The organism is Pseudomonas avellanae BPIC 631, from assembly GCF_000444135.1.
Taxonomy (GTDB): Bacteria; Pseudomonadota; Gammaproteobacteria; order Pseudomonadales; family Pseudomonadaceae; genus Aquipseudomonas; species Aquipseudomonas avellanae.
In genome coordinates this window covers 17,359-41,906 of record NZ_ATDK01000055.1, presented here as the reverse complement: position 1 = coordinate 41,906, position 24,548 = coordinate 17,359, and the positions used below count along the sequence as shown (strand labels likewise).

Sequence of the window (24,548 nt, the reverse complement as noted above, 5' to 3'; positions counted from 1 at the left end):
GCTTACTTGGCGGCCTTGGCAGCCGCTCGCTCTTTGTCGATCAGTTGGTCGGCAACCTGCAGGGTCGCTTCCGGACCACCGGCAGAACCCAGGTCAAAGCGGTACTTGCCGTTGACGATCATGGTTGGAACGCCCGTCACTTCGTATTTCTTGGCCAGTTCCTTGTACTGAGTGATCTTGTTTTTCACTGCGAAGGAGTCGAATGTCTTGAGGAAGTCGTCCTTGTTGACGCCCTGGGTTGCGACGAAGTCAGCCATGTCGTTCTTGTCGGTCAGACGCTTGCCGCCTTTCTGGATCGCTTCGAATACCGCGGCGTGAACCTTGTGCTCGACACCCATGGTGTCCAGGGTGATGAACAGTTGGCCGTGAGCGTCCCAAGGACCGCCGAACATGGCCGGGATACGCACGAAATTGACGTCGGACGGGAGCTTTTCGACCCACGGGTTGATGGTTGGCTCGAATGCGTAGCAATGCGGGCAGCCATACCAGAACAGCTCAACGACTTCGATCTTGCCCGGCTCGGCGACGGGCACAGCGCTTGTCAGCTCGACGTATTGTTTGCCGGCCTCGATGGGCTCGGCAGCCTGGGCGGACATACCGAACAGACTGGCGGCAACCAGAGCGGCGCTGATGATCAGATTACGCATGCTTTACTCCTGAGCAGATAAAATCGCCTTCAAACGGCGGTTGTTCGACCGATCGCGAAAGCCTGAGTTCGTTAGTGTAACGCTGAGGTTGTAAAAATGGGCGGCCTTGGACGGCCTTTTTGCATAAGGAGTGAAGCAGGTCATGTCTGAATGTTCCAGCCGCCAGTCAGTGCGCCCCGATAGGGTGCGAGTATGGGCCGGGGGACAGGTGTGTCATTATAGGCGCACGCACCCAAACGAAACCGACACCTCTTGCCGCACCCCTTGCAGGCAGGGTCTTCACCGGAAATCACATGCAGCTCAAAAACCCCATTCTCGGTCTGTGCCAACAGGCCACGTTCATGCTCAGCGCCGCCAAGGTCGACCAATGCCCCGATGACGAGGGTTTTGAAGTCGCATTCGCCGGTCGCTCCAACGCGGGCAAGTCGAGCGCGCTGAACACCCTGACCCACGCCAGCCTGGCGCGCACCTCCAAGACTCCTGGGCGCACCCAGTTGCTGAACTTTTTCGGCCTCGATGAAGATCGTCGTCTGGTCGACTTGCCCGGCTACGGCTACGCCAAAGTGCCAATCCCGCTGAAACTGCACTGGCAGCGCCACCTGGAAGCTTATCTGGGCAGCCGCGAAAGCCTCAAAGGTCTGATCCTGATGATGGACATCCGTCATCCAATGACCGACTTCGACCTGCTGATGCTCGATTGGGCGATTGCCAGCCACATGCCGATGCACATCCTGTTGACCAAGGCCGACAAGCTGACCTATGGCGCTGCCAAGAACACGCTGCTCAAGGTTCAGGCCGAGATTCGCAAAGGCTGGGGTGACGCAGTGAGCATTCAGTTGTTTTCGGCGCCCAAGCGTATGGGGCTGGAAGAGGCCTACACAGTGCTGGCCGGCTGGATGGAGCTGGAAGACAAAGCGCCTGCGGAGTAAATCGCAGGCAAAAAAAGACCCCGGACTTCACATGGGGAGGGGAAGTACCGGGGCTTAAGGTCCGGACCTTAGGGTGGGGTCCGGAATAACTGCCAACACTTAACACAACTTAAGAGCACGATGGATTTTTCAATCAATCGGAACCTCTGACTCCTGTCCAAACGGTTAAGTTCCAGCAATGAAGAAAAGTTCACATTTCCTACAATGTTTGACGAATCCCCCTACGAATTCGTCGTTTTTTAGCGTTAATGTGCCTCGTCCCAGTTGTTGCCAACCCCGACTTCCACCAGCAGCGGCACTGCCAGTTCTGCCGCGCCGCTCATATGCGGACGGATCTGCTCGCTGATCTGATCGACCAGGTCTTCGCGCACTTCCAGTACCAGTTCATCGTGCACTTGCAGGATGACCCGTGCATCCAGGCCGGATTCGTCCAGCCAGCCATTCACCGCCACCATCGCTTTTTTGATGATGTCCGCCGCCGTGCCCTGCATCGGCGCGTTGATCGCCATGCGTTGCGCGCCGTTGCGCAGTGAAGGGTTCTTGGCGTTGATGTCCGGCAGGTACAGGCGACGGCCGAAAATAGTCTCGACGAAGCCCTGTTCGGCGGCCTGGGTGCGCGTGCGCTCCATATAGTCCAGCACGCCGGGGTAGCGGGCAAAATAGCGATCGACATAGGCCTGCGACTGCTTGCGGTCCACGCCGATCTGTTTGGCCAGGCCAAATGCGCTCATGCCGTAGATCAGGCCGAAGTTGATCGCCTTGGCACTGCGGCGCATGTCGGTGGTGACGTTCTCCAGTTCGACGCCGAAAACTTCCGACGCTGTCGCGCGGTGAACGTCCAGGTCATTGCGGAACGCATGCAGCAAGCCTTCGTCCTTGGCCAGGTGCGCCATGATCCGCAGTTCGATCTGCGAATAGTCAGCCGCCAGCAGCTTGTAACCCTTGGGCGCTACGAACGCCTGACGGATGCGGCGGCCTTCGGCGGTACGAATCGGGATGTTCTGCAGATTAGGGTCGCTGGAAGACAAACGCCCGGTCACCGCTACCGCCTGATGATAGGAGGTGTGAATGCGCCCGGTGCGCGGGTTGATCTGCTCGGGCAGGCGGTCGGTGTAGGTGCTCTTGAGCTTGCTCATCGAGCGGTACTGCATCAGCACCTTGGGCAGCGGGAAATCCTGTTCGGCGAGTTCGGCAAGCACCGCCTCGGCCGTCGATGGCTGGCCGGTGGCGGTCTTGCTCAGGATCGGCATGCCGAGTTTTTCGTAGAGAATCACCCCGAGCTGCTTGGGCGAGCCGAGGTTGAATTCTTCACCGGCAATGGCGAACGCCTCGCGCTCCAGTGCGGTCATCTTGTCGCCCAGTTCGACGCTCTGGATGCCCAGCAGGTTGGCATCGACCAGCGCGCCCTGACGTTCAATGCGGGCCAGCACCGGCACCAATGGCATCTCGATCTCGTTGAGCACCGGTTGCAAGGTCGGAATCGCCGCCAGGCGGGCTTCGAAGACTTCATGCAGGCGCAGGGTCAGGTCGGCCTCTTCGGCGGCGTAATTGCCCGCCTGCTCGATGGCGATCTGGTCGAAGGTGAGCTGCTTGGCACCCTTGCCAGCGATGTCCTGGAAGTTGATCGGCGTGTGCGTCAGGTACTTGGCCACCAGACTGTCGCGGTCATGGCGAGTGGCGGTGGAGTCCAGCACGTAGGATTCAAGAATGGTGTCAAAGCGCACACCCTGCAGCTCGATGCCTTGCGCCTGATCGCCGCCGATCGCGCAGTTGGCGAGCAGGTTAATGGCAAATTTGGCGTGCTGACCGACCTTGATCTTGTTCGGGTCTTCCAGCAGCGGCTTGAGCGTCTTGAGGATGGTGTCGCGATCCAGCTGCTGTGGCACGCCCATGTAGGAGTGGGTCAGCGGGATATAGGCGGCTTCGTGGGTCTGGATGGCGAAAGACAGGCCCACCAGTTGCGCACGCTGGGCGTCGGTGCCGTTGCTTTGGGTGACGAAGGCGAAAAGCGGTGCCGCCTGAAGCTTTTTCAGCCAGGCGTCGAACTGCTCTTGCTCGAGAATGACCTCGTACGCTGCTTCCTTGGCTGCCACTGTCGGCTCTTCGACCGCCAGCTCCTGGCCGGCGCGTTTGGCATCGCGTTGCAGGTCTTCGATCCAGCTCTTGAATTCCAGCTCGGCGTACAGCTCCATCAGCTTGTCGCGGTCCGGCTCGCTGCAATGCAACTGGTCCAGCTCGATGTCCAGCGGCACGTCGATCTTGATGGTCGCCAATTCGTAAGAGAGGAAGGCCATCGCGCGGTGTTCTTCAAGCTTGGCGGCCAGGGTCTTGGCGCCGCGGATCGGCAGGGTCGCGACCATGTCGAGGTTGTCGTAAAGCTCCTTGATCCCGCCGCCCACGCCCACCAGCAGGCCGACAGCGGTTTTTTCGCCAACGCCGGGCACGCCGGGGATGTTATCGACCTTGTCGCCCATCAAGGCCAGGTAGTCGATGATGTGCTCCGGGCCGACGCCGAATTTTTCTTTCACGCCTGCTACGTCCAGCACGCTGCCGGTCATGGTGTTGACCAGCGTGATATGGCCATCGACCAGCTGCGCCATGTCCTTGTCGCCGGTGGAAATGACCACCGGGCGATCTGCCGCCGCGCTGCTGCGCGCCAGGGTGCCGATTACGTCGTCCGCTTCGACACCTTCAACGCACAAAAACGGATAGCCCATGCCTTTCACGCAGGCGTGCAGCAGATCGACCTGCACGCGCAGGTCATCCGGCATACTCGGCCGGTTGGCTTTGTAGTCGGTGTACAGCGCGTCCCGGAACGTCCCGCCCTTGGCATCGAAGACGACCGCGAGCGGGCTGTCCGGGTATTGACGGCGCAGGCTTTTGAGCATGTTGAGCACGCCCTTGACGGCGCCGGTCGGCAACCCTTTGGACGTGGTCAGGGGTGGCAGGGCGTGGAAGGCGCGGTAGAGGTAAGAAGAACCGTCCACCAGGACGAGCGGCGCTTGGGTCATGAGCAGAATCAACCTTTTCGGCGGGGTCGGCGCTAGAATACGCAGACCATTGACGACAAAGGGACAAGGTTATCATGCGCAAGGTAAATCGACTGATATTGACCGGCCTGTTGGCACTTTGCCCTTTGCTCGCAGTTTCGGCGGAGGACCCGCCGTCGGCGGCACCGGACGTGACCATTCGCACCGATGGCGACAAAACCATTCAGGAATACCGCCAGAATGGTTTCCTGTACGCCGTGAAAATCACTCCGAAACACGGCAAGCCCTATTTTCTGGTGCGCGCCGATGGTACAAGCCCTAACTTCATCCGTTCGGACCAACCGGACATGCTGATCCCGCAGTGGGAAATATTCAGCTGGTAGCACCTTACATTCACTCTAATCGTTGGCAGTTCTGACATGTCTGTTTTTACCCCACTGGCTCGGCCCGAGCTGGAAGCATTTCTCGCCCCTTACGGGCTCGGCCGCCTGCTTGACTATCAGGGCATTGCCGCCGGTAGTGAAAACACCAATTACTTCATCAGCCTGGAGCAGGGTGAATTTGTCCTGACACTGGTCGAGCGTGGCCCGGTGCAGGAGATGCCGTTCTTCATCGAACTGCTTGATGTGCTGCACGACGCCAACCTGCCGGTGCCCTACGCGCTGCGCACCACTGACGGTCAGGCCCTGCGCGAGCTGGCGGGCAAGCCTGCGCTGTTGCAGCTGCGGCTGCCGGGCAAGCACGTCAGCGAGCCCAATACCCAGCATTGCGTGCAGATTGGCGAGCTGTTGGCCAACCTGCACCTGGCCACCCGTGAACAGGTGCTTGAGCGCAAGACCGACCGTGGTCTTGACTGGATGCTCAGCGAGGGACGCAATTTTCTGTCGCATCTGGGCGAGGCTCAGCGCGCGTTGCTTGAAAAAAGTCTTCAGGAGATCGAAGACCTCAAGCCGCAGGTCATGGCGTTGCCGCGCGCCAACCTGCATGCCGACCTGTTTCGTGACAACGTGCTGTTCGAGGGCACGCACCTGACCGGGCTGATCGACTTCTACAACGCCTGTTCCGGCCCGATGCTCTACGACCTGGCGATTGCCCTCAACGACTGGTGCTCCCGCGAAAACGGCCAGCTCGACGCTGTCCGCGCCCGCGCGCTGTTGGGGGCCTATGCCGGCTTGCGCCCGTTCACGGCTGCCGAATCAAAGCTGTGGGCAACAATGTTGCGCATAGCCTGCGTGCGTTTCTGGCTGTCCCGCCTGATCGCTGCCGAGACCTTCGCCGGGCAGGACGTGCTGATTCACGACCCTGTCGAGTTCGAGCAGCGCCTGGCAGAGCGTCAAACGCCACACATCGCGTTGCCGTTTGCGCTCTGAATGGCTGTGGTGCCAATGGCGCGTTATCGTTCCTCACGCTCCGCACTCATCTTTATACATAAGTCCTGAAGAGCCCGTAAAATGGGGCCGTTCACGCTTCTGCCCGCAGGGCGTGGGAGCGAACTTGTTCGCGAAGACGATGTTTTAGGCGCTGCATTTTCGGCGACTATCCCGGCCCCTTCGCGAACAAGTTCGCTCCCACGGCCTCCGGCCAGAATCAAAAGCAGCGTTGTATAACGATGAGCGCTGAGCGTGGGCACGATAGTGTTTTTCCGGACACCTAATGTCTGCACGCTCACGTACTTTCCCGCTCCACCAACCTGCAATCGAGCAAATTCAAGCGCTGTATTTCCCCTTCTACTGGCAGTACCCCAAGGCTCTCCAGCACGCGGGTTGCGGCCATTACGCCGATCTCCAGTGCTGGCGGTTTGATGGTGGTGAGGCTGGGCAGCATCATTTCTGCGAAGGCGTAGTCGCCAAAGCCCATGACGGCGCAGTCCTGCGGAACGTGCAGGCCTGCACGCTGGCTGGCGAGCAGCGCGCCGGCGGCGAGGTTGTCGTTGGCGAAGACGATGGCGTCGGGGCGCGGCGCTTGGCTCATCAGTGCCTCCATGGCCTGCTTGCCTGCCTCGAAAGGCGCTCGCCCGGCGTCCGGGACGAATACCCACGGCTTGAGGCCAAGCCCTTCCAGCGTCGCGGCATAACCGTTGCGACGCTCAAGTGCGCTGAAGTCGCCCGCGACGCTGTTCTGTACGAACGCGATGCGGCGATAGCCTTTGGCATGCAGGTAGCGGGCTGCGGCAACGCCGACGTCGTAGTGAGAAAAGCCAATCTGGATCGGGCTGCGGTCGGGCTGGTGGTCCCAGGTTTCGATCACCGGGACGTCGGTCTGCTCGATCATCTTCTCAGTCGCTGGGCTGTGGAAGCGACTGGTCAGCACCAAGGCCGCCGGAGACCAGCCCAGAAACGCCCGCACGGCGCTTTCTTCCTGCTCGGCGGAAAAGTAACTGGAGGCCAGCAACAACTGGAAACCATGCTGGCTCAATGTGTCGCTGAAGCCCTGAATGGTGTTGGCGAAGATCGGCCCGGAGATGTTGGGAATGACCATCGCCACCACCTTGCTGCGCGCCGACGCCAGGCCACCTGCCACCAGATTGGGCACGTAGCCCAGTGTATTGACCACTGCCGCGATGCGTTCGCGCAGTTCGGGCGAGACTTGCTCTGGCTGATTGAAATAGCGCGACACGGTGATGGCCGACACCCCCGCCTGGCGTGCCACGGCGGTGATCGTCACCCGGCCGGCGCCTCGGCGTTTGCGTATCGCAGGTTTTTCGTCAGCCATGCTCGATCACTTCATATAAAAGTAAAAGGAATATAAAACTAATTTTTCAGTATTGGACGATCTATCTGCCAATTCCTGATACTGGTGATGTTAGCGCTAACAAAGATGGTTTGTCTGCTACTCGCCACCGCGAATGCCCGGACCCGGTTTAGCCAGCACGAACAGGCGCCAGTGCGCATCGCACTGTCGGATCAGGGCATATTTCAGGCAGGCACGCAGATGCACACAACACATGGGGATGGCGTCAAACACACACTTCTGGCGCAAGCCATCGATCAGGCTCATGTGGCGCGGGGGCGTCGCTATGGCTGGTTGTTGATGGGGCTGACGGCTTTGCCGTGGGTGCCGGCAATGGCCGCGACCGAGGCCGCGCAAAACGCCGAGACCGTAGCGCTGGAATCGGTCACCGTGACGGCCACGCGCCGTGAAGAGTCGCTGCAAAAAGTCCCGGTCGCAGTCTCGGTCATTCAGGGCGAACAACTGGAGCGGGACAACCGCAACGGCGTGGCCAGTATCGTGCAGCAAGTGCCGTCGCTGAACTTCCGCACCGGCGCCTCCAACAAGGACACCTCGCTGTTCATTCGCGGTGTCGGCACCATTTCCACTTCGCCAGGCGTCGAGCCGACGGTGGCGACCGTGATTGATGGCGTGGTGTATGCGCGTCCGGGTCAGGCCACGCTGGACCTGCTCGACCTTGAACGCATCGAAGTGCTGCGCGGCCCGCAGGGCACGCTGTTTGGCAAGAATGCGTCGGCCGGTGTGCTCAACGTCACCACCAAGGCGCCGACCGAAGAGACCCACGGTTATATCGATCAGTCGTATTACAGCGGCAATGAAAGCCGCACCCGTTTCGGCATCGGTGGCAGTCTGATTCCGCAGACCCTCAAGGGCTCGATCACCACGCTGTTCGGCAGCTACGACGGCAACGTCGACAACAAGCTCAACGGTCAGGAAGTCAACGGTTACAACCGCAAGGGCGCGCGCGGCAAGCTGGAGTTCACGCCCAACGACGACATCACGTTTACCCTCGCCGCAGACTACATGCAGTCCCATGATGACGCGCCCAACGGCGTGGTCAGCAAGGCGCTGACCCCGGCGTTCGCCAGTGCGCTGTCACCGGTGCGCGCCGACAGCGACAACCGCAACGTGCTTAGCGATTACCGCAGCCACGTTGAAGACGTCAACAAAGGCCTGTCCGGTCAGCTTGACTGGCAACTGGGCGATTACACCCTGACCTCCATCACCGCCTGGCGCGGCTGGGACAACACCCAGTATCAGGATGGCGACCGTCTCGGCACCATCACGGCTGCCTTCCCCGGCACCGAAGACAAGGGCGATCTGGAGTTCAACCAGTATTCCCAGGAGCTGCGTCTGGCGTCGCCAAAGGGCCAGTTTGTCGAGTACGTCGGCGGGCTGTTCTACATGCACGGCAAGAGTGACGAAACCTATCAGCGCACGCTGATCACCCCGACCACGCAAAACCGAGGCATCGCCGATTACAGCACGACCACCGACAGCTATTCGGTGTTTGGCGAAACCACCTTCAACTTTACGCCGGATTTCCGCGCGATTGCCGGTGCGCGCTGGACCCACGACGATCTGGAATACGATCATCGCCGCGTTTCGACATCGGCGACCACGGTCAGCGGCATTCAGCCTGCGACCAGCAGTTCCGGGTCGGTGGACGAGGACGGCAAGTCCGGGCGGCTGGGTCTGCAATATGACCTCAGCGACAGCGTGATGACCTACATCACCTACTCGCGCGGCTACAAGGGCCCGGCCTACAACGTGTTCTTCAACATGCAGCCGCGTGACACCGAAGCCCTCAAGCCGGAAACCTCGAACACTTGGGAAGTCGGCGTTAAAGCCGCCACCTGGAACAATCGCCTGACCACCAACCTGGCGGTGTTCCACAGCGATTACGACAACTATCAGGCGAACTTCTTCGACAGCGTTGCCGGGCAGGTCGTAACGCGGCTGATCAACGCAGGCAGTGTCAGCACCGAAGGCGTCGAGCTGGATTACGCTTTGCAGGCCACGCGTAACCTGAAATTCTCCGGCGCGCTGTCCTACACCAAGGCGCGCATCGACACCTTCGCCTGCCCGGCCGGTGCGGCGGCGTCGTGCAACGTCGATGGCAAAACCCTGCCGTACAGCCCGGACTGGAAAAGCTATGTGCGCGCTGATTACACCATCCCGCTGGACAACGGCCTGGACATCGAGCTGGGCACCGATTACAGCTGGCAGAGCGAAGTGCAGTACGACATCAGTCAGAACCCGGACACCAAGCAGGGTGCTTACGGCATCTGGAACGCCAGCGTGGCACTGGCTGATTACAACAGCGGCTGGCGCGTAGCACTGCTTGGCAAGAACCTGGCAGACAAGTCTTATTCGCCGATGCTGGCAACCGGCGGCAACTACGTTTACCGATCCGTGCCGCGTGATGACGAACGTTATTTCGGCGTGCAGCTGCGCAAGGATTTTTGAGTCGCTGCCCGCAGCAACACAGTAAGGAGTGAGGCATGAGCACGACTGCTCGACAGATGAAACTGGGCGCTTTTTTGATGGCCACCGGGCACCACGTTGCGGCCTGGCGCCACCCGGATGTGCCTGCGGATGCGGGGCTGGATTTCAAACACTACCGGCACCTGGCCCAAGTCGCGGAAGCGGCGAAATTCGACACCTTGTTTGTGGCCGACAGTGTGGCGGCGGCGACCGGTGATATCGCCAGTCGCATGGCCCGCTCGGATCATTTCGAGCCACTGACGCTGCTCTCGGCGCTGAGCGCGGTGACCGATCACATCGGCCTGATTGCAACGGCGACGACTACTTACAACGAGCCCTATCACGTGGCCCGCAAGTTCGCCTCGCTGGATCACCTGTCGGGCGGCCGGGCGGGCTGGAATCCGGTGACGTCGGACGCCGCCGCCGAGGCGCAGAATTTCGGTCGCGCCGAGCATGTCGGCCACGCCGAGCGTTACAGTCGAGCGAGTGAGTTTCATCAGGTAGTGACTGGCCTGTGGGACAGCTGGACAGACGACGCCTTCACCCGTAACAAGGCCAGCGGCGAGTATTACGACCCGGCCAAGGTGCATGTGCTGGATCACGTGGGCGAGCATTTCAGCGTCAAAGGGCCGCTGAACGTGGCGCGTTCGCCGCAGGGTCAGCCGGTGGTGGTGCAGGCCGGTTCCTCGGAAGTCGGTCGTGATCTGGCGGCGCAGACGGCAGAGGTGGTTTTCACCGCGCAGACCTCGCTGGCCAGTGCCCAGGCGTTTTATGCCGACATCAAGGGGCGTTTGAGCGCTTACGGGCGAGACGCAGATTCGCTGAAAGTCATGCCCGGCGTGTTCATCGTCGTAGCAGAAACCGAAGCGCTGGCGAAACAGAAGTTCGAGTCGTTTCAGGACCTGATCGAACCACAGGTGGGTGTTGCTCTGTTGGGCCGTATGCTGGGCAATTTCGATCTGTCGGGCTATCCGCTGGACGGGCCGTTGCCGGAGCTGCCACTGACCGACAGCGGCCAGCGCAGTCGGCAAAAGTTGCTGACTGAGCTGGCCGATCAGGAAAACCTGACCTTGGCACAGCTGGGGCGGCGGATTGCCGGTGGGCGAGGGCACTACAGCCTGATCGGCACGCCTGCGCAGATCGCCGATGAATTGCAAATCTGGTTCGAACACGGTGCGGCGGACGGCTTCAATGTGCTGGTGCCGCATCTGCCGGGCGGTCTGGAAGACGTCGCGCAATTGCTGGTGCCGGAGTTACAGCGGCGCGGGCTGTTTCGTACTGAATATGAAGGCACTACGTTGCGCGAGAACCTGGGGCTGCAGCGGCCTGCTTATAGATTTTGATATTCCCCGCATGCAAGCCCTGGAGGACTCAGAAAACGGCGCGCTCAGGCTTCTGCCCGCAGGGCGTTGTGGGAGCGGACTTGTCCGCGAAGGGGCCGGTACATTTCGCGAATATGTATCGTCGGAACCACCTTCTTCGCGAACAAGTTCGCTCCCACGGCCTTCGGCCAGAATCAAAAGCGGATTTTTTACAGCACAGAGACTGGGCATAGACCACTGAATTAAAGGATTACCCATGAAACCATTCACCTTCATCGCCGCCATTCTGGCTTTCAGCGGCTTGCTCAATACAGCCTCTGCCGACGAGCCCGACGCCTTGCGCATCGGCTATCAGAAAGGCTCGATCACGCTGGTGCTGGCCAAGGAATACGGCCTGCTGGAGAAGCGCTTTGCTGCTACAAAAATCAAATGGATCGAGTTTCCGGCCGGGCCGCAGATGCTTGAAGCTTTGAATATCGGCAGCCTGGACATCGCCTCAACCGGCGACATTCCGTCGATCTTTGCTCAGGTCGCAGGTGCAGACCTGGTCTACATCGGCGCAGAACCGGCCAAGCCGCAGGCGGAAACCCTCCTGGTGCGCAGCGAAAGCCCGCTGCACAGCGTGGCAGAGCTGAAAGGCCGAAAAGTCGCGCTCCAGAAAGGCTCCAGCGCGCACAACGTGGTGCTGCGTGTGCTGAACAAGGCAGGGCTGACCTTCAAGGATATTCAGCCGATCTACCTGACCCCCGCCGATGCCCGTGCCGCGTTTGAAAACGGCAGCGTCGATGCCTGGGCGATCTGGGACCCGTACTACTCCATCGCCCTGAACGAAGGCCACAGCCGCCTGTTGGCCAACGGCGAAGGGCTTGGGCTGTCGGGGCCGTTCTACACCGCACGCCGGGAGTTTGCCGAGAAAAACGGCGCGTCCGTCCAGCAGGTCCTCGACGAACTGACGACGGCCGATGAACTGACTCGCACGCAACGCGCAGAGAGCATCCAGATCCTGGCGCGCAGCATGGGCTTGTCCGAAGCGGTCATCACTCAGTATCTTGACCATCGACCTGCATCACCCAGCTTGCCGATCACGCCTGAAATCGTGCGTGCGCAGCAAGCGACCGCCGATCTGTTTTACGACAACCACTTGATACCCAAGCGGGTCGACATTCAGCAGGTTGTCTGGCAAAAGCCATGATTCCCGCGTGGCGAGCAGACGTTTCACGCTCGCGAGCGCACCGCGACACGCCTCGAATATCCCGCAGACAAGAGAGGATTCAATGACCTACATCGCTGCCGAAAATCGTTACCAAGACATGCCGTATCGCCGTACCGGCCGCAGCGGGCTGGTGCTTCCGGCACTGTCGTTGGGCTTGTGGCACAACTTCGGTGACAGCACGCCGATCGACACCCAGCGCGCCATGCTGCGCACGGCGTTCGATCTGGGCATCAACCATTTCGACCTGGCCAACAACTATGGGCCGCCGTACGGCAGCGCCGAGATCAACTTTGGTCGTTTGCTCCGTGAAGACTTCAAGCACTACCGCGACGAGCTGATCATCTCCAGCAAGGCAGGCTGGGACATGTGGCCGGGGCCTTACGGGCAGGGCGGTGGGTCACGCAAATACGTGCTGACCAGCCTCGATCAGAGCCTGCAACGCATGGGTCTGGATTACGTCGATATTTTCTACTCGCACCGTTTCGACCCGGACACCCCGCTGGAAGAAACCGCCAGCGCGCTGGCCACTGCCGTGCAGCAGGGCAAGGCGCTGTACATCGGCATCTCGTCGTATTCCGGGGCCAAAACCCGTGAAATAGCCGCGCTGCTCAAAGAGTGGAAAGTGCCGTTGCTGATTCACCAGCCGGCTTACAACCTGCTCAACCGCTGGGTCGAGAAAGACCTGCTTGATGCGACCGAAGAGCTGGGTGCTGGCGTGATTGCCTTCACCGCGCTGGCTCAGGGGTTGCTGTCTGACAAGTATTTGAACGGCGTGCCCAAGGACGCACGGGTCAATCGTCCGGGCGGTGGCTCGCTGCAGGCTTCGCACTTGTCCGAGCAGAACATCGCCCATGTGCGCGCCCTCAACGAAATCGCCCAGCGTCGCGGTCAGAGCCTGGCACAAATGGCCCTGGCCTGGACCCTGCGTGATCCGCGCGTGACCTCGGCACTGATCGGTGCCAGCCGTCCCGAGCAGATCATCGAAAACGTTGGTGCGCTGCAGAACCTCACGTTCAGCAGCGAAGAACTGGCCGAGATCGACAGCTTTGCGGTGGAAGGCGGCATCAACCTGTGGGAAAAGCCATCGCTGGCTGAGTGATACGGTGTTGGGCTGCGCGTTACACGCAATTCCTGAGATGACTATCGTTCCCACGCTCCGCGTGGGAATGCAGTTCTGGACGCTCTGCGTCCTGCCTTGAATAGTCGGCGCGGCGCAGAGTGTTTCGAAATGCATGCCAATGCGGAGCATTGGCACCAACGACCATCATATAACCACTCAGCCCTCATCAGCCTCGTCGTCATCCCCGCCATCGACTTTCATGCCTAGTTCCTTGATCTTGCGGGTCAAGGTGTTGCGGCCCCAGCCCAGCAGCACAGCAGCGTCGCGGCGGCGGCCGGCGGTGTGCTTGAGGGCGGTTTCGATCATGATTCGCTCAAAGGTTGGCACCGCGCTGTCCAGCAGGCTGGACTGACCGCGCGACAACGCCTGATCGGCCCATTGACGCAGTGCCTGTTCCCAGTTGGTGACCGGGGCGGCGTCTTGCGGCAGGCTGAGCAGTTCCGGCGGCAGGTCGCTGATGTGCACTTCACGGCCCGAGGCCATGACAGTGATCCAGCGGCAGGTGTTCTCCAACTGACGAACGTTGCCCGGCCATGGCAGATGCTTGAGGTATTCCTCGGTCTCGGCCTTGAGCAGCTTGGGTTCGACCGCCAGTTCCTGCGCGGCGCGGCTCAGGAAGTGTTTGGCCAGGGTCGGGATGTCTTCGCGACGGTCCGACATGCGCGGAATGTGAATACGGATCACGTTCAGACGGTGAAACAAGTCTTCACGGAATTTCCCGGCCTGCACCAGGGTTTCCAGGTTCTGGTGAGTCGCGGCAATGATCCGCACGTCGACCTTGACCGGCGTGTGCCCGCCAACCCGGTAAAATTCGCCATCGGCCAGCACGCGCAGCAGGCGGGTCTGGGTGTCGGCCGGCATGTCGCCGATTTCATCGAGAAACAGCGTGCCGCCGTCAGCCTGTTCAAAGCGACCGCGACGCAGGTTGGCCGCGCCGGTGAAGGCACCTTTCTCGTGACCGAACAGCTCTGATTCCATCAAGTCCTTGGGAATCGCCGCCATGTTCAGCGCAATAAACGGCGAAGCCGAACGCGGGCTGTGGCGGTGCAGGGCGTGAGCGACCAGTTCTTTACCGGTACCCGATTCGCCGTTGATCAGCACAGTGATGTTGGAATGGCTCAGACGCCCGATGGCGCGAAACACTTCCTGCATCGCTGGCGCTTCGCCAATGATTTCAGGGGTGCGGGTCAGCGTCGGTGCGACGTCCAGGCCTTGCTGTTCCTGAGCGTGCTGATTGGCGCGCTTGACCAGCGAGACGGCTTCGTCAACGTCGAATGGCTTGGGCAGGTACTCGAAAGCACCACCCTGATACGACGCCACGGCGCTGTCCAGGTCTGAATGGGCGGTCATGATGATCACCGGCAAGCGCGGATGCTGCTCGCGAATCCGCGCCAGCAGGTCCAGGCCACTGGCACCGGGCATGCGAATGTCGGAAATGATCACGTCCGGTTGCTGACGGGCCAGACGGCTCATCACCCCGTCGGCGCTGTCGAAGCTTTGTGTGGTCATGCCTTCCTGTTGCAAGGCTTTTTCCAGTACCCAGCGGATCGAACGATCGTCGTCTACGATCCAGACAGTTTCACTACGGCTCATGTCGAAGCTGCTCCTTGTTCCAGCGGCAGGAAGATCGAGAACGTGGTGTGGCCGGGATGGCTGTCACACTCGATCAGGCCCTGGTGCTGGCTGATGATGTTCTGGGTAATGGCGAGGCCGAGCCCTGTGCCGTCCGGGCGGCCACTGACCATCGGATAGAAAATGGTTTCCTGAAGCTCGGCCGGGATACCCGGGCCGTTGTCGATGATTTCGATCTTGCTTACCAGTCGGTGGCGCACATGGCCGATGGTGAACTGGCGCATGGCGCGGGTTCTCATGGTGATCCGGCCCAGACGCAGTTCGTTCTGGCCGCTGATGGCCTGCATGGCGTTGCGCACGATATTGAGCACCGCCTGGATCATCTGCTCGCGGTCGATCAATACGTCGGGAATGCTTGGGTCATAGTCACGCACCAAGGTGATGCAGCCCTGGCTCTCGGCCTCGACCAGGCTGCACACTCGTTCGAGCACTTCGTGCACGTTGGTCATCGCCAGCGACGGCAGCTTGTTGGAACCCAGCATGCGGTCAACCAGATTACGCAGGCGGTCGGCCTCTTCGATGATGACGTTGGTGTAATCCTTGAGGCTTTCTTCGGGCAGTTCGCGGGCCAGCAATTGCGCTGCGCCGCGAATGCCACCGAGCGGATTCTTTATTTCGTGAGCCAGGCCGCGCACCAGCATCTTGGTGGTTTCCTGCTTGGACAGCTGGGCTTCTTCCTTGGTGATGCGCAACAGTCGGTCACGGGGATGCACTTCAAGCAGCAGCAGGGTATCGCCCTTGCTGAGGATGGGGGTCACGGCATAGTCGACAGTCAATGTCTGACCGGTCAGTGCGGTGAGCATCGCTTCGCGCTTGGTGAACGGGTGTGCCTGTTCCACTGCCTGACGCAGCGAACTCAGTGCCTCAGCCGACTCGGTGAACAGCTCGCTGATGAATTGCCCATGGCTACGCTGCCCGCTGATGGCCAGGAGCATTTCCGCTGCCGGGTTCATGTACTCAAGTCGCAGGTCGGCGTTGAGCAGAATGGTGGCAGTGGTCAGGTTATCCAGTAACAGTCTGTGCAGCGCGTCGCTGATAGTCATGAATCGTATTGACCTCTTTTGGCACATTGCAGTCGCGCAGTGCTGGTGCTGGCAGGTCTGCGCCAGCAGGAGCAAAGCCACCCATACGGTGCTGTATCAGTGAAGTTGCAAAAAACAAACCAAGGCTCCGAAAAGAAGCGCTTTATCTGCAAAAGCGGATCGTTTTTGACGAACGTGCCCGCATACGGCGCTCCCTCAGGCGCAATCCTGAACCAAATTGGGCTGTATTGTTGCGTATGCGTTCAATGCGCGCACCAAAAAGGTGCTCTCGTTTCAGGCGGGATCAGAGGAAAGGCAGGATGCTGCTTTTTGGCTCGGGCTTGTCCTTGAGCGGACATTCGGGGCGTACCCCGTAATCCCCTTCCTTGCACGGATGGGTCGCGCGTTTTTGCGCCAGGGAAATACGCTGCAGGTGAAACGGCTGGTTTGGGGTCTTTTCCAGAACGCGGCCCAGCTCGTCGAAAATTTCGACCGACAACTGATGCGTGCCACGATCCACATTGCTCAACGGGAACACCGGGCTGCGTCCGGCCTCGCCGACGGCAACGCCATCGAGCAGCAGCCGATAGCTGTGGCCCGCTTGCAGCAACGGTTCGCTGGTGACGGTCACGATCAGGTCGCCACTGGGATTGACCAGCGTGGCGTCGGGCTCTGGCACCAGAATTCTCAGCAATTGATAGTGAAACATCGGCTGAACGGCGGGTTTTGCGGGGTGCGCCTTCAAGGTTTTGGTCGGCGGGGTGCCGGTCATGTTGTTGCTGGGCGGGATGTCCACGCGTTTGGCATTCTTGTGCGGCTGGTCGGTAAACACCCGATTACCCTGCGCATCGATGTAGGTATAAACGTCGGCGGCGGCGGGCAGCGCCATCAGCAGCAGCAAGCAGACCAGCGCGCTGTGCATTAGGTGTCTGTTCATGGTTTGCCGAGGTGCACGCGCTGGATGGTCAGGGTGATGGTCTCACTCTGCTGAACGATCCGCTCGCCGTCCTTCACCACCACCGCAAAGCTGTGCTCGCCGCGGTCTACATTGACCACCTGAAAGCGCGGCAGGTTGGAGGGCTGCCCGTACAGATTGCCGTCCAGCAGCAGTTGCAGGCGATGGTTCTGTTGCAGGCGCGGCTGAACCTTCACACCGATGATGAACGTGCCATTGTTGGCGCGTAACGCCTCGTCGGTGGGCAGATCGGTCAGCTCCAGCACGTCGTAGCGGGTTAGGGGTTGCGACTGCTGCTGCGCCGGTTCGGGCGCGCTTTGCGGCGCGCTGTTCGCGGCTGGCCTGGCAGGCGTCTGCTTTTCGATGCTGTTGAGCGGCGGCAGCTCGACCACTTCGGTTTTGGTGCCGTTGGGTGGCTGATTGCTGAACGCCGTGTTGCCGTTGGCATCGGTGTATTTATAGATCTGCGCCAGGGCAGGCAGGCTGATCAACAGCAGCAGGCAAATCAGGCTTTGACGCATGAGACTCTCGAAAGCAATGGCACAAGTGGCCATCAGCATAGAACACATCGCCCCATGCTGCGCTATCCGCCTGATGTCTCAGTGTTTTGCCGCACAAAGATCAGCGGTGGCCAAGACCAGCGCCTGATCATGAATGGCGTCGGTCTGATAACGCTTCAGCGCGGCATCCAGCTGGATCTTGCAGTCTTCGCTCTTGCGCAGTGGCTGGAAGGCGGCGTACGCCTGCAGCAACTGGGTTTGCAGTCGGTCGAGTTTCGGGCGAATGTCGTCTACCAGGCTCAGTCTGGTTGTATCAGGGGCTTTGCCTGCTGCATGCCATTGGGCAAGCAGGGCGTTCTGTACTTGCTTGTTGGCCTCGATCTGCGCGCGGAACAGGCGTTGAACATCGTCGGGGTTCAGCTTGAACTCGTCAGCGCGTGCCTGCGCGGCGCTGATGACTTGCTGCTCGCGCGGCGGGTCTTCGACGGCTTTGCCGCTGTCCCATTTGCTCAGGGCAACCTGATCGGCGATGGTCAGACGCTCGCTGATCGCTTGCAACAATGGCTCGATAGCCGAAGGCTTCTGCTCGGCAGCGAAAGCGAAGCAGGAGGACATGCACGTCAGGGTCAGCAGGGAAGTGGCCAGAAGCAGGCGCATGGCGGTCCATCTCGGGTTGTTGAGGAGAGGCAGATTTAACGCCAAGTGCCTGGTCAGGGCCAGCCCTGCGGGGTGAATAAAACTTCACCCCGCACAATCCGGACAAAAAAAAGACCTCCCGAAGGAGGTCTCTTGTTACGCCATCAATGCTGGCGCGGCTGGATCAGCAGCTGTAGTACAGCTCGTATTCCAGTGGGTGTACGAAGGTGCGAACGCGGATTTCTTCTTCGCTTTTCAGTGCGATGTAAGCGTCGATGAAGTCGTCGCTGAATACGCCGCCTTTGGTCAGGAACGCACGGCCCTTGTCCAGTTCTTCCAGCGCTTCTTTCAGGCTGCCGCAAACCTGTGGGATCTCTTTGGCCTCTTCAGGCGGCAGGTCATACAGGTTTTTGTCAGCGGCATCGCCAGGGTGGATCTTGTTCTGGATGCCGTCCAGGCCAGCCATCAACAGAGCCGCGAAGGCCAGGTACGGGTTGGCTGCCGGATCCGGGAAACGCGCTTCGATACGACGGCCGCGTGGGCTGTTGACGTAAGGAATACGGATCGATGCGGAGCGGTTACGGGCCGAGTAGGCCAGCATGACCGGGGCTTCGAAACCTGGAACCAGACGCTTGTAGGAGTTGGTTGCCGGGTTGGTGAAGCCGTTCAGGGCTTTACCGTGCTTGATGATGCCGCCGATGAAGTACAGCGCGATGTCGGACAGGCCGGCATAGCCTTCACCTGCGAAGGTGTTCTTGCCATCTTTGGCGATGGACATGTGCACGTGCATGCCCGAACCGTTGTCACCGTACAGAGGCTTTGGCATGAAGGTCGCGGTGCGGCCGTAAGCGTCAGCAACGTTGTGAACAACGTATTTCAGGGTCTGAACTTCGTCAGCCTTCTTGACCAGAGTGTTGAACTTCACGCCGATTTCGTTCTGGCCAGCGGTCGCCACTTCGTGGTGGTGAACTTCAACGGTCTGGCCCATTTCTTCCAGAGCGTTGCACATGGCGGTACGGATTTCGTGGTCGTGGTCAAACGGCGGAACCGGGAAGTAACCACCTTTGACGCCTGGGCGGTGGCCCTTGTTGCCGCCTTCCACGTCCTGGTCGGACATCCACGAACCTTGCTCAGAGTAGATCTTGAACATGGAACCGGAGATGTCGGATTTGAATTTCACTTCGTCGAAGATGAAGAATTCTGGCTCCGGGCCTGCGAATACGGTGTCACCGATACCGGTGGACTTCAGGTATTCCTCGGCGCGACGAGCAATGGCGCGTGGGTCACGATCGTAACCTTGCATGGTCGACGGTTCGATGATGTCGCACACCAGGATCAGGGTCGGCTCTTCGGTGAACGGATCCAGAACTGCGGTTTCGTCGTCCGGCAGCAGAATCATGTCGGAGGCTTCGATGCCTTTCCAGCCAGAGATAGAGGAGCCGTCGAACATCTTGCCGACTTCGAAGAAGTCGTCTTCCAGCGCATCGCGAGCTGGCATGGTCACGTGGTGCTGCGTACCTTTAGTGTCCGTGAAGCGCAGATCAATCCACTTAACGTCATGATCTTTGATGAGTTGAACCGACTTCGACATGGTGTCCTCCGGGTGGCTAAGGACCGCCTTCTATAGGCTGGGTCCCTTGAATTTGGGTGATGCCGGCGCGAATATTCTGCCAAGGCAACCTGCCTCACAAGGGAGCAATTTGCATGCCAGTGCCCCGTGTTGGGTTTTTTGCTTCAAAAGCTGGCTTTCAGGGGATGAAAACGCGTCTGCCGGGAAAATCGCGCACCGTTATGGCGCTGTCATTTGTTGCGTTGACTCTTTTTAGTGCGTCGATGATTGCGTGTACGATAACTGGTTAAACGTTGAGCAATTTCCGCTATAATCCGCGCCCCCCTTTTTCAGTCGGCACCTCACGCTCTGTTTCCATGAAACTAATCGTTAAAGTTTTCCCAGAAATCACCATCAAAAGCCCGCCGGTGCGCAAGAAATTCATCCGGCAGTTGGGCAAGAACATTCGTACCGTGCTCCGTGAACTGGACGCGGACATTGTCGTGGGTGGCGTATGGGATAACCTCGAGGTCGAAACCCGGCTGACTGACCCCAAAGTGCTGCAGGGCATCAGGGATCGGCTGAGCTGCATGCCGGGGATTGCCAACTTTCTGCAGGTGGCCGAGTACCCGCTGGGCGACATGGATGACGTGGTCGCCAAGTGCAAACTGCACTACGCCGACCTGCTGCCGGGCACGATGTTTTCGGTACGATGCAAACGCGCCGGTCGCCACGATTTCAGCTCGATGGACGTCGAGAAATACGTCGGCAGCCAGTTGCGCATGCAATGTGGCGCGGCCGGAATCGAGCTGAAAAAGCCCGATCTGGTCGTGCGGATGGAAATTCGCGACCAACGGTTGTTTGTTGTTCATGACCAGCATAAAGGCATGGGCGGCTACCCTTTGGGCGCGCTGGAGCAGACCCTGGTATTGATGTCCGGCGGGTTCGATTCGACCGTTGCGGCCTACCAGATCATGCGCCGCGGCCTTATGGCGCACTTCTGCTTCTTCAATCTGGGCGGTCGTGCCCATGAACTGGGCGTGATGGAAGTCGCGCATTTCATCTGGAAGAAGTACGGCAGTTCGCAGCGTGTGCTGTTTGTCAGCGTGCCTTTCGAGGAAGTTCTCGGAGAAATTCTGCAGAAAGTCGATAACAGTCATATGGGTGTAGTTTTGAAGCGTATGATGTTACGCGCTGCATCCGCTGTGGCTGATCGTCTTGAAATCGACGTGCTGGTGACGGGCGAAGCGATTTCACAGGTCGCCAGCCAGACGCTGCCGAACCTGTCACTGATCGACGCGGCCACCGACAAACTGGTGTTGCGACCGCTGGTTGCAACCCACAAGCAGGACATCGTGGACCTGGCGACTGAAATCGGCACTGCCGATTTTGCCCGGCACATGCCTGAGTATTGCGGGGTGATTTCGGTTAACCCGAAGACCAACGCCAAGCGAAATCGCGTTGAGTACGAAGAACAACAGTTCGACATGGCGATTCTCGAGCAGGCGCTTGAGCGCGCCAAGCTGGTTTCGATCGATCGGGTCATCGACGATCTGAGCCGCAATATCGACATCGAAGAAGTCAGCCAGGCGCTGGCCGGCCAGGTCATCATCGACATCCGTCACCCGGATGCCCAGGAAGACCAGCCGCTGCAAGTGCCCGGCGTGGAGATACAGACGTTGCCGTTCTACGCACTGAACAGCCGTTTCAAGGCACTGGATGACACGCGCCAGTACCTTTTGTATTGCGACAAAGGCGTCATGAGTCGCCTGCATGCTCACCATTTGCTCAGTGAGGGGCATGCCAATGTGCGCGTTTATCGACCTAGCTAAGTGCCCGGGGCTGTTTGCCTGTGGCTTGCGTCACCGGCCCCCCGACACCAGTCGTCATGCCGTAACGGCTTTTGCCGACTCGAAATAGTAATCGCTGCCTGTAAACAGTCAGCAGACCGAATCCTCTGATCGAGATACACAAGTGATCGAAAATCTACGCAACATCGCCATCATTGCTCACGTTGACCATGGTAAGACCACCCTGGTAGACAAACTCCTGCGTCAATCCGGCACTCTGGAGCGCGGCGAGCTCAACGATGAGCGCGTGATGGACTCCAACGACCAGGAAAAAGAGCGCGGTATTACCATTCTCGCGAAGAACACCGCGATCAACTGGAATGGCTACCACATCAACATCGTGGACACCCCGGGCCACGCCGACTTCGGTGGTGAAGTAGAGCGCGTGATGTCGATGGTCGACTCCGTACTGCTGCTGGTCGATGCCCAGGACGGCCCTATGCCGCAAACCCGTTTTGTGACCAAGAAGGCTTTCGAAGCCGGCCTGCGTCCAATCGTGGTCATCAACAAGGTTGACCGTCCAGGCGCGCGTCCGGACTGGGTTCTGGATCAGATCTTCGACCTGTTCGACAACCTGGGTGCTACCGAAGAACAGCTGGACTTCAAAGTCGTCTACGCCTCGGCCCTGAACGGCATTGCCGGTCTGGACCACACCGAAATGGCTGAAGACATGACTCCGCTGTATCAGTCCATCGTCGACAACGTTCCGGCACCTGCCGTTGACCGTGACGCTCCGTTCCAGATGCAAATCTCGGCACTGGACTACAACAGCTTCCTGGGCATCATCGGCGTTGGCCGTATTGCTCGCGGCAAGGTCAAGCCAAACACCCAGGTTGTGGCTATCGACGCCAACGGCAAGCGCCGTAACGGTCGTATCCTGAAACTGATGGGTCACCACGGTCTGCACCGTGTAGACGTCGAAGAAGCAGCTGCCGGCGACATCGTCTGCATCAGCGGCTTCGAAGAGCTGTTCATCTCCGACACCCTGTGCGACCCACAGAACGTTGAAGCGATGAAGCCGCTGACCGTTGACGAACCTACCGTTTCCATGACTTTCCAGGTAAACGACTCGCCTTTCTGCGGTAAAGAAGGCAAGTTCGTCACCAGCCGTAACATCAAGGAACGTCTGGACAAAGAACTGCTGTACAACGTTGCCCTGCGCGTTGAAGAAGGCGACACCGCCGACAAGTTCAAGGTCTCCGGCCGTGGTGAGCTGCACCTCTCGGTACTGATCGAAACCATGCGTCGCGAAGGCTTCGAAATGGGTGTTGGTCGTCCTGAAGTGATCATCCGCATGGTTGATGGCGTCAAGCACGAACCGTTCGAGAACGTCACCATCGACCTGCCGGAAGAATCCCAGGGTTCGATCATGGAACAGATCGGTATCCGTAAGGGCGACCTGACCAACATGGTTCCGGATGGCAAGGGCCGTGTTCGTCTCGAATACAACATTCCTGCTCGTGGCCTGATCGGTTTCCGTAACGAATTCCTGACCCTGACTTCCGGCGCAGGCATTCTGACCAGCATCTTCGACCGTTACGACGTGATGAAGTCTGGCGACATGTCCGGCCGTCAGAACGGCGTTCTGGTTTCGGTTGCTACCGGCAAGGCGCTGACCTACTCCCTGGAAACACTGCAAGCCCGTGGCAAGCTGTTCCTGGGTCATGGCGAAGACGTGTACGAAGGTCAGATCGTCGGCATCAACAGCCGCGACAACGACCTGGGTGTAAACCCAACCAAAGGCAAGAAGCTCGACAACATGCGTGCTTCCGGTAAAGACGAAACCATCGCTCTGGTTCCGCCTATCCGCTTCACTCTGGAACAAGCGCTGGAATTCGTACAAGAAGACGAACTCTGCGAAGTGACTCCAAAGTCGATCCGCCTGCGTAAGAAAATCCTTGGCGAAAGCGAGCGTACTCGCGCTGCCAAGAAGTCGGGCAACTGAGTAATCGGTTAGTCGGCTAGACACAAAAAACCCGGTCGCGAGACCGGGTTTTTTTACGCCTGCCATTTGTGGCCTCTGGCATCAGCCAGCGCAGCCACCTCTATTTCGAGCGACCACCCACGGGCGCCAGCAGCAACTCGATGCGCTGCTTGCGAATGCCGTCGGCTGCCGCTTCAGCCAAGGCGGCGTCGCTGATGATGGTGTCGAACTGATCCAGCCCGGCCACCTTGTACATGCCGAAGGTACCGTACTTGGAGCTGGTGGCGACCAACACGGTTTGCGAGGCCGATTGCATGGCCGCTTGCTTGACCTCGACTTTCAACGCTGACGGCGTCGTGGTGCCGCGTTGCAGGTCCCACGAGCTGGTGGACATGAAGGCCACGTCGGTTGCCAATTGCCGCAACGTTGCGGCCGCCAGCCCGCCGACACTGGAGCGGTTGGGGTGATCGAGCAGGCCGCCGGTGTGAATCACATCCACATGCGCAGCATCGGCCAGCGCGTTGACCACGCCGAAATCATTGGTCACCACGGTCATGCCTGACAGCGCGATAATGTGCGGCACGATTTCCAGCGTGCTGGTGCCTGCGTCCAGGTAAATCGTCATGTCCGGGTGCAGCAAACCTGCTGCCAGCCGCGCCATGCCTTGCTTGTGCGGCAGTTCCACCACGGCTTTGGATTGATGGCTGGGCTCGCTGTGCACCTGGCTGGCGATGCGCACGCCACCGGTGACCGAATAGGCCCGGCCTTCCTGCTCCAGCTGAGCGATGTCGCGGCGGATGGTCATGTGCGAGCAGTCGAACATCTCCATCAACTGATGAACGCTGAGGACCTGATGCTTGCGCAACTGACGCAGCATCAGCTCCCGGCGCTGATCGGGGATCATAGGTGTACCGCCGGAAATGGCGATCTCCTCTTCAGTGGACATTCGTGCTCCTTGATGAGCCGCCAAGACAACAGGCGGTCCGCGCATCTTAGCCAATCGCCTCGGCAATGGAAGCGGCGACTGGGCTTTTTGCGCGGT

Annotated in this window: 19 protein-coding genes; 9 read left to right on the top strand and 10 right to left on the bottom strand. The window is 59.6% G+C overall.

Going from position 1 to position 24,548, the window contains the following annotated elements; all coding sequences use genetic code 11:
- Positions 1-2: 2 nt before the first annotated feature.
- The gene (locus DW49_RS0104040) at positions 3-647 is read right to left on the bottom strand and encodes a thiol:disulfide interchange protein DsbA/DsbL (protein WP_005613808.1); all 645 of its coding nucleotides are present in this window, start codon (positions 645-647) and stop codon (positions 3-5) included.
- A gap of 293 nt (positions 648-940) precedes the next feature.
- Between DW49_RS0104040 and yihA the strand changes: the two genes are divergently transcribed.
- Positions 941-1,576, top strand: coding sequence for a ribosome biogenesis GTP-binding protein YihA/YsxC (gene yihA, locus DW49_RS0104035; RefSeq protein ID WP_005613810.1), 636 nt, complete (start codon positions 941-943; stop codon positions 1,574-1,576).
- Positions 1,577-1,821: 245 nt separating this feature from the next.
- Here the strand turns inward: yihA and polA are convergent, their stop codons facing one another.
- Positions 1,822-4,587, bottom strand: coding sequence for a DNA polymerase I (gene polA, locus DW49_RS0104030; protein WP_005613813.1), 2,766 nt, complete (start codon positions 4,585-4,587; stop codon positions 1,822-1,824).
- A gap of 74 nt (positions 4,588-4,661) precedes the next feature.
- On the opposite strand from polA, the gene DW49_RS0104025 reads away from it, so the two are divergent.
- Together DW49_RS0104025 and DW49_RS0104020 are read left to right on the top strand one after the other, a co-directional pair.
- Positions 4,662-4,949, top strand: a complete 288-nt coding sequence (locus DW49_RS0104025) for a DUF2782 domain-containing protein (RefSeq protein ID WP_003380192.1) — start codon at positions 4,662-4,664, stop codon at positions 4,947-4,949.
- A gap of 36 nt (positions 4,950-4,985) precedes the next feature.
- On the top strand, positions 4,986-5,936 hold the full coding sequence (locus DW49_RS0104020) for a homoserine kinase (RefSeq protein ID WP_005613818.1): 951 nt from the start codon (positions 4,986-4,988) through the stop codon (positions 5,934-5,936).
- Between the two features lie 295 nt (positions 5,937-6,231).
- Here DW49_RS0104020 and DW49_RS0104015 read toward each other — a convergent pair whose 3' ends face one another.
- Complete coding sequence (locus DW49_RS0104015) at positions 6,232-7,278, bottom strand: LacI family DNA-binding transcriptional regulator (protein WP_005613820.1); 1,047 nt, start codon at positions 7,276-7,278, stop codon at positions 6,232-6,234.
- A gap of 171 nt (positions 7,279-7,449) precedes the next feature.
- Between DW49_RS0104015 and DW49_RS0104010 the strand changes: the two genes are divergently transcribed.
- From DW49_RS0104010 to mgrA, 4 genes are all read left to right on the top strand, one after another.
- Positions 7,450-9,765, top strand: a complete 2,316-nt coding sequence (locus DW49_RS0104010) for a TonB-dependent receptor (protein ID WP_024420545.1) — start codon at positions 7,450-7,452, stop codon at positions 9,763-9,765.
- Positions 9,766-9,800: 35 nt separating this feature from the next.
- Positions 9,801-11,126, top strand: a complete 1,326-nt coding sequence (locus DW49_RS0104005) for an LLM class flavin-dependent oxidoreductase (protein ID WP_005613825.1) — start codon at positions 9,801-9,803, stop codon at positions 11,124-11,126.
- 235 nt (positions 11,127-11,361) lie between these two features.
- The gene (locus DW49_RS0104000; RefSeq protein WP_005613827.1) at positions 11,362-12,297 is read left to right on the top strand and encodes a sulfonate ABC transporter substrate-binding protein; all 936 of its coding nucleotides are present in this window, start codon (positions 11,362-11,364) and stop codon (positions 12,295-12,297) included.
- An 82-nt stretch (positions 12,298-12,379) separates the two neighbouring features.
- Positions 12,380-13,417 carry an L-glyceraldehyde 3-phosphate reductase gene (mgrA, locus tag DW49_RS0103995; protein WP_005613829.1) on the top strand — a complete coding sequence of 346 codons (1,038 nt, stop codon included), beginning with the start codon at positions 12,380-12,382 and terminating at the stop codon, positions 13,415-13,417.
- Between the two features lie 177 nt (positions 13,418-13,594).
- Here the strand turns inward: mgrA and ntrC are convergent, their stop codons facing one another.
- From ntrC to glnA, 6 genes are all read right to left on the bottom strand, one after another.
- Positions 13,595-15,031, bottom strand: coding sequence for a nitrogen regulation protein NR(I) (gene ntrC / locus DW49_RS0103990; protein WP_002555721.1), 1,437 nt, complete (start codon positions 15,029-15,031; stop codon positions 13,595-13,597).
- Entirely contained in the window at positions 15,028-16,113 is a 1,086-nt protein-coding gene (glnL, locus tag DW49_RS0103985) for a nitrogen regulation protein NR(II) (RefSeq protein ID WP_003380201.1), read from the bottom strand. Before glnL ends, ntrC begins: the two co-directional genes overlap by 4 nt.
- Before the next feature lie 283 nt (positions 16,114-16,396).
- Positions 16,397-17,014: a DUF4124 domain-containing protein gene (locus DW49_RS0103980; protein ID WP_005613834.1), complete on the bottom strand. Its 618-nt coding sequence runs from the start codon at positions 17,012-17,014 to the stop codon at positions 16,397-16,399.
- 11 nt (positions 17,015-17,025) lie between these two features.
- The gene (locus DW49_RS0103975) at positions 17,026-17,568 is read right to left on the bottom strand and encodes a DUF4124 domain-containing protein (protein ID WP_081591339.1); all 543 of its coding nucleotides are present in this window, start codon (positions 17,566-17,568) and stop codon (positions 17,026-17,028) included.
- A 78-nt stretch (positions 17,569-17,646) separates the two neighbouring features.
- On the bottom strand, positions 17,647-18,204 hold the full coding sequence (locus tag DW49_RS0103970) for a chorismate mutase (protein WP_005613838.1): 558 nt from the start codon (positions 18,202-18,204) through the stop codon (positions 17,647-17,649).
- Positions 18,205-18,367: 163 nt separating this feature from the next.
- On the bottom strand, positions 18,368-19,774 hold the full coding sequence (glnA, locus tag DW49_RS0103965) for a glutamate--ammonia ligase (protein WP_003380206.1): 1,407 nt from the start codon (positions 19,772-19,774) through the stop codon (positions 18,368-18,370).
- Positions 19,775-20,109: 335 nt separating this feature from the next.
- Here glnA and thiI point away from each other — a divergent pair, with 335 nt between their 5' ends.
- A complete protein-coding gene (gene thiI, locus DW49_RS0103960) occupies positions 20,110-21,564 on the top strand; it encodes a tRNA uracil 4-sulfurtransferase ThiI (RefSeq protein ID WP_003380207.1) in 1,455 nt (484 codons plus the stop codon).
- A 142-nt stretch (positions 21,565-21,706) separates the two neighbouring features.
- A complete protein-coding gene (gene typA, locus DW49_RS0103955; RefSeq protein ID WP_005613842.1) occupies positions 21,707-23,527 on the top strand; it encodes a translational GTPase TypA in 1,821 nt (606 codons plus the stop codon).
- A 100-nt stretch (positions 23,528-23,627) separates the two neighbouring features.
- Here the strand turns inward: typA and DW49_RS0103950 are convergent, their stop codons facing one another.
- Positions 23,628-24,452: a DeoR/GlpR family DNA-binding transcription regulator gene (locus tag DW49_RS0103950; RefSeq protein ID WP_005737391.1), complete on the bottom strand. Its 825-nt coding sequence runs from the start codon at positions 24,450-24,452 to the stop codon at positions 23,628-23,630.
- Positions 24,453-24,548 lie beyond the last annotated feature (96 nt).

Excerpts from the sequence above, each read along its gene's own strand:
- DW49_RS0104040 (WP_005613808.1), bottom strand. The coding sequence starts at position 647 with ATGCGTAATCTGATCATCAGCGCCGCTCTGGTTGCCGCCAGTCTGTTC.
- yihA (WP_005613810.1), top strand. The coding sequence starts at position 941 with ATGCAGCTCAAAAACCCCATTCTCGGTCTGTGCCAACAGGCCACGTTC.
- polA (WP_005613813.1), bottom strand. The coding sequence starts at position 4,587 with ATGACCCAAGCGCCGCTCGTCCTGGTGGACGGTTCTTCTTACCTCTAC.
- DW49_RS0104025 (WP_003380192.1), top strand. The coding sequence starts at position 4,662 with ATGCGCAAGGTAAATCGACTGATATTGACCGGCCTGTTGGCACTTTGC.
- DW49_RS0104020 (WP_005613818.1), top strand. The coding sequence starts at position 4,986 with ATGTCTGTTTTTACCCCACTGGCTCGGCCCGAGCTGGAAGCATTTCTC.
- DW49_RS0104015 (WP_005613820.1), bottom strand. The coding sequence starts at position 7,278 with ATGGCTGACGAAAAACCTGCGATACGCAAACGCCGAGGCGCCGGCCGG.
- DW49_RS0104005 (WP_005613825.1), top strand. The coding sequence starts at position 9,801 with ATGAGCACGACTGCTCGACAGATGAAACTGGGCGCTTTTTTGATGGCC.
- DW49_RS0104000 (WP_005613827.1), top strand. The coding sequence starts at position 11,362 with ATGAAACCATTCACCTTCATCGCCGCCATTCTGGCTTTCAGCGGCTTG.
- mgrA (WP_005613829.1), top strand. The coding sequence starts at position 12,380 with ATGACCTACATCGCTGCCGAAAATCGTTACCAAGACATGCCGTATCGC.
- ntrC (WP_002555721.1), bottom strand. The coding sequence starts at position 15,031 with ATGAGCCGTAGTGAAACTGTCTGGATCGTAGACGACGATCGTTCGATC.
- glnL (WP_003380201.1), bottom strand. The coding sequence starts at position 16,113 with ATGACTATCAGCGACGCGCTGCACAGACTGTTACTGGATAACCTGACC.
- DW49_RS0103980 (WP_005613834.1), bottom strand. The coding sequence starts at position 17,014 with ATGCACAGCGCGCTGGTCTGCTTGCTGCTGCTGATGGCGCTGCCCGCC.
- DW49_RS0103975 (WP_081591339.1), bottom strand. The coding sequence starts at position 17,568 with ATGCGTCAAAGCCTGATTTGCCTGCTGCTGTTGATCAGCCTGCCTGCC.
- DW49_RS0103970 (WP_005613838.1), bottom strand. The coding sequence starts at position 18,204 with ATGCGCCTGCTTCTGGCCACTTCCCTGCTGACCCTGACGTGCATGTCC.
- glnA (WP_003380206.1), bottom strand. The coding sequence starts at position 19,774 with ATGTCGAAGTCGGTTCAACTCATCAAAGATCATGACGTTAAGTGGATT.
- thiI (WP_003380207.1), top strand. The coding sequence starts at position 20,110 with ATGAAACTAATCGTTAAAGTTTTCCCAGAAATCACCATCAAAAGCCCG.
- DW49_RS0103950 (WP_005737391.1), bottom strand. The coding sequence starts at position 24,452 with ATGTCCACTGAAGAGGAGATCGCCATTTCCGGCGGTACACCTATGATC.